Source organism: Mesorhizobium sp. M1E.F.Ca.ET.041.01.1.1, from assembly GCF_003997355.1.
Taxonomy (GTDB): domain Bacteria; phylum Pseudomonadota; class Alphaproteobacteria; order Rhizobiales; family Rhizobiaceae; genus Mesorhizobium.
In genome coordinates this window covers 1-4,126 of the sequence record NZ_RZSL01000536.1, presented here as the reverse complement: position 1 = coordinate 4,126, position 4,126 = coordinate 1, and the positions used below count along the sequence as shown (strand labels likewise).

At 63.3% G+C, this 4,126-nt stretch carries 5 protein-coding genes; 3 read left to right on the top strand and 2 right to left on the bottom strand.

Translation table 11 applies throughout. From position 1 onward, the window contains the following. The coding region (locus tag EOA38_RS29625; RefSeq protein ID WP_127300901.1) for a serine O-acetyltransferase at window positions 1-684 on the bottom strand (684 nt) is incomplete at its 3' end. 120 nt (window positions 685-804) lie between these two features. Here EOA38_RS29625 and EOA38_RS29620 point away from each other — a divergent pair. Further along, on the top strand, window positions 805-1,410 hold the full coding sequence (locus EOA38_RS29620; RefSeq protein ID WP_127300900.1) for a hypothetical protein: 606 nt from the start codon (window positions 805-807) through the stop codon (window positions 1,408-1,410). Between the two features lie 4 nt (window positions 1,411-1,414). Here the strand turns inward: EOA38_RS29620 and EOA38_RS29615 are convergent, their stop codons facing one another. Continuing rightward, the gene (locus EOA38_RS29615; protein WP_127300899.1) at window positions 1,415-2,362 is read right to left on the bottom strand and encodes a LysR family transcriptional regulator; all 948 of its coding nucleotides are present in this window, start codon (window positions 2,360-2,362) and stop codon (window positions 1,415-1,417) included. 109 nt (window positions 2,363-2,471) lie between these two features. On the opposite strand from EOA38_RS29615, the gene EOA38_RS29610 reads away from it, so the two are divergent. After that, window positions 2,472-3,464, top strand: a complete 993-nt coding sequence (locus EOA38_RS29610) for an ABC transporter substrate-binding protein (RefSeq protein WP_127300898.1) — start codon at window positions 2,472-2,474, stop codon at window positions 3,462-3,464. A gap of 101 nt (window positions 3,465-3,565) precedes the next feature. Then, window positions 3,566-4,126: ABC transporter permease subunit (locus tag EOA38_RS29605; protein ID WP_245480946.1), on the top strand; the 561-nt coding region annotated here is incomplete at its 3' end.

Sequence of the window (4,126 nt, the reverse complement as noted above, 5' to 3'; positions counted from 1 at the left end):
CTTCGAGCAGTGGCCGATCTCGATATTACCGAGGATCTTGGCGCCGGCGCCGATCAGCACGCCGCGGCGGATCTTCGGATGACGGTCGCCGCTGGCCTTGCCGGTGCCGCCAAGCGTCACCCCGTGCAGGATCGAAACATCGTCCTCGATGACGGCCGTCTGGCCGACGACCAGGCCGGTCGCGTGGTCGAGGAAGATGCCCTTGCCGATGCGGGCGGCCGGATTGATGTCGGTCTGGAACACCGAGGAGGAGCGGCTCTGCAGGTAGAGCGCGAAGTCCCTGCGGCCCTGGTTCCACAGCCAGTGCGCCAGCCGGTGCGTCTGGATGGCATGGAAACCCTTGAAATAGAGCACCGGCATGATGAAGCGGTCGCAGGCCGGATCGCGATCGTAATAGGCCTGGATGTCGACGCGCAGCGTCGTGCTCCACTCCGGATCGTCGGCAAGCATCGCCTTGAAGGTCTGACGGATGAGATCGGAGCCGATATCCTGATGCGCCAGACGCTCGGCCAGCCGATGGATGACCGCTTCCTCCAGGCTTTCCTGGTTGAGGATGGTGGAATAGAGGAAGGCGGCCAGCAGCGGATCGCGGTTCACCGCTTCCATCGCCTCGTCGCGGATCGAGCGCCAGATCGGATCGACCGGCTGCACCATGCTGGGACGGGCTATCGTAACGCTGTTCATCGACGGTCTCCGGCCTCCTCATTCTCCGGCGGCTTATATAAGCCAGATCATAGCACGGTTGAACTCAATTTTCCTTAGTGCTTTGTCAAATGGACTTGGTTCACGGGAATTCAAGCCGCGATGGAAAACGAACCCTTGATCGACGGAGCACTGAAAAACGAGCTTACCGCGCTCTATCAGGCCGGGGACAGGCACTACCATGACCTCGCTCATGTCGAGGCCATGCTGGCGCTGGCCGAAGAATGCCGACGCCTGCTCCATGACCCGGACGCCGTCGAAGCGGCGATCTGGTTCCACGACGCGATCTATGACAGCCGCGCCAAGGACAACGAGACCAAGAGCGCGGTCTTGGCGGAGCAAAAGCTCTCCGGCCGCATCAGCTCGGAGCGTCTCAGCCGTATTGTGGCGATGATCGACGCCACCGCCACGCATCAGTTGCCGCGGCTCGACGACGAGAAGGCGACAAGCGACGCAGCCCTTTTCCTCGACATGGACCTGGCAATCCTTGGCGCCGAGCCGGGCGCCTTCGATGCCTATGAGAAAGCCGTCCGGCGCGAATATGGCTGGGTCGAGGAGCCGATGTGGCGCGCCGGCCGGGCGGCGGTGCTGAAGAGCTTCCTAGCCCGCCCGCATATTTTCCATACGGAGTTGTTCAGACGACGGTTCGAGGCGCAGGCCCGAAAGAACCTGGCGCGGTCGCTGCAGGCCCTGCAGGGCCCCGCCTGATCCGTCAAGCGCCGGTTGCCGGTTCGCGCTGGGCGCCGGCTGGACTGGACTTGACCGCCGGCGACGCATCGAACAGCGCATCGAGAAAGGCCTGAACCAGCAGGCTCTGGGCATCGGCCTTGCGATAGGCGACGCGGTGGACGGAACTGAACGCGTAAGCCCTCGGCCGGATCGCGCGCATTTCGCCGCTCGCCACCCATGGATCGGCGAAATGGCAAGGCAGGAATCCGATGAAGTTGCCCGACAGGATCAGCATGAGCTGCGCCTCCATGTGGACCACCGACGCGCTCGCGCGCGGATGGCCGACGAGATAGAGATCGTCGAAATGCCGGTAGCTGCGAACCGAGAAGCGCGCCGCATCGATGGCGGCCTTGTCGATTTTCGAATCCGGCATGGAAAACAGCGGATGGCGCCGTCCGCAGTAGAGGAGATGCGGCTCGCCGCAATAATCGCGATAGACGACGCCCGGAGCCTTCTGCGACAGCGGTCCGATGACGATGTCGCGGCCACCGTCGGCGACCTGCTGTTCGAGTTCCGACGGCGTGCCCACCATAAGGTCTATGAAGACATCGGAATCCGGCCCCATGAAGCGGCCGAGGGCATGCTGGATGCCGAGCTCGGCGCTGGTGAAGACGCCGTCCGATGTGCCGAGCCGCAGCCGGCCCGACAGGCTGCCGCTGACGGCGCTGATGCGGTGCCCGAAATCGTCGAGGTCGCGAAACAGTTTCTGCGCGGCGTCGTATGTGGCCCGCCCGACCTCGGTCAGGCGGAATTGCTTGCGGCCGCGATGGCAGAGCTGTGCGCCGATCCGCTTCTCCAGTTCAGCCAGATGTGTGCTCAGCGTGGGCTGCGACAGGTTCAGCGTGATTTGGGCAGCGGCGAAACCGCCGCAGTCCGCCAGCGCCACGAAAACGCGCAACAGGCGAATGTCGATGTTGTCCAGCCGGCGCATACCGTTCCTCCTCCAACATCGACGTTTTTCGATGTGTGGTTCTAAATAAACTCATTTACACCAATGTTGAAAGCCGCGAGCTTGCGCAAAACAATGTTGGGGAACAATCATGAAATCGTCCTTGGCTTCCGCCTTGTCTGCCGCGCTCGTGCTCGCAAGCGTGCAGTCCGCCTTCAGTGCCGACCAGATCCGCATCCTGGCGCCCACATGGCTGGGATTCGCCCCCGTCCACATCGCCTTAGACCTCGGCTGCTTCGCCAAGAAGGATCTCGACGCCAGCATCAAGTTCGAGGACGACCTGACCAACGTCATGGCGGCAATGGCGCGCGGCGACATCGAGCTGCAGATGCGCTCAGTCGGCGAATATCAGGGGCGCCCGCGCGACGCCTCGACGCCCGGCATCATCATCGGCACCATCGATGAATCCGTCGGCGGCGACGGGGTAATCACCGACGACGGCATCAAGTCGGTGGCCGACCTTAAGGGCAAGGTGGTAGCGGCCGAGCCCAACATCCCTGCGCGCCTGCTGCTGCAGATGGAGCTGAAGCAGGCCGGCCTGTCGCTGAAGGACCTGCAGATAAAGGACATCGCCTCCGCCGATACCGGCGCGGTATTCGTCGATCCGTCGATCGCAGCGATCGCCACCTACGAGCCCTTCATGTCGCAGGCGCTCAAGGCTTCGAGCCGCCCGGGTGCCCGCATGCTGATCTCATCCAAGGATCACCGCGGCATCATCATCGACGCAATCATCGTGCGCAACGATGACCTCAAGGCCAACCAGGACAAATATGTCAGGTTCCTCGGGTGCATCTACGAAGCCGTCGACTTCATAAGGGCCGAACCGGACAAGTTCGCCGAGATGGCATCCAAGCATTTCGGACTGACGCCGGACGAGGTGAAGGAGATCGTCAACGGCTCCCTCTCCTACACCACGCTTGCCGAGTCGCTCGCCTATATGGGCAAGCCGGGCGAGAAGGGCACCCTGCACGGCATCTTCGACACCGTCATGCAGCTCAATCTGGAAAACGGCGCCGCCGACAACAAGCTGATCGCGGCCTACAAGATCGACAATTCGGCGATAAACAAAGTCCCGGCGAAGTAGCGGGCGTACCTTCTCACGAACCGGTTGACTGACAGGGCGGTGGCTTGCCGCACGCCGCGCCTGTCAGCCGGGCCTCCTCTCGACCATCCAGGATAGCGATCTTGTTCAGCAATCTGTTCGTTTTCAGAGGCCGCGCCGCGCCGATGGTGGAGCTCTTCGTCGGCATCGGCGCCGCCGTGCTGGTGATCGCAGCCTGGGAAGCGACGGCCCGCTCCGGCATCATCGCGCCGCAGTTCCTGCCTTCGCCCACCAAGGTCGTGGCCGCTCTATGGACGATGCTGACCGGGCAGAACCTCGTCTGGCACGTCGCCGTGTCGACCGCCCGCGTGTGGCTCGCCTTCCTGCTGGCGGCGGCGATGGCTATCCCCATCGGGATACTGATGAGCTCCTACCGCATCATTGGCGCTGCGCTGGAGCCGATGATCGACTTCATCCGCTACTTGCCCGTGCCCGCGCTGGTGCCGCTCTCCATCATCTGGTTCGGTGTCGGCGAGGAGACCAAGGTCTTCCTGCTGTGGTTGGGCACGTTCTTCCAGCTCGTCCTGCTCGTGGCCGATGACATGCGGCGGGTGCCGCAGGAATTCGTCGAGGTGGCTCGCACGGTCGGCGCCAACTCGCGCCAGGTGATGACCGATGTCGCGCGGCGCTGGATGGGGCCGACG

Bases quoted from the DNA above. Each gene is read 5' to 3' on its own strand.
- EOA38_RS29620 (WP_127300900.1), top strand. From the start codon at position 805: ATGGAAAACGAACCCTTGATCGACGGAGCACTGAAAAACGAGCTTACC.
- EOA38_RS29615 (WP_127300899.1), bottom strand. From the start codon at position 2,362: ATGCGCCGGCTGGACAACATCGACATTCGCCTGTTGCGCGTTTTCGTG.
- EOA38_RS29610 (WP_127300898.1), top strand. From the start codon at position 2,472: ATGAAATCGTCCTTGGCTTCCGCCTTGTCTGCCGCGCTCGTGCTCGCA.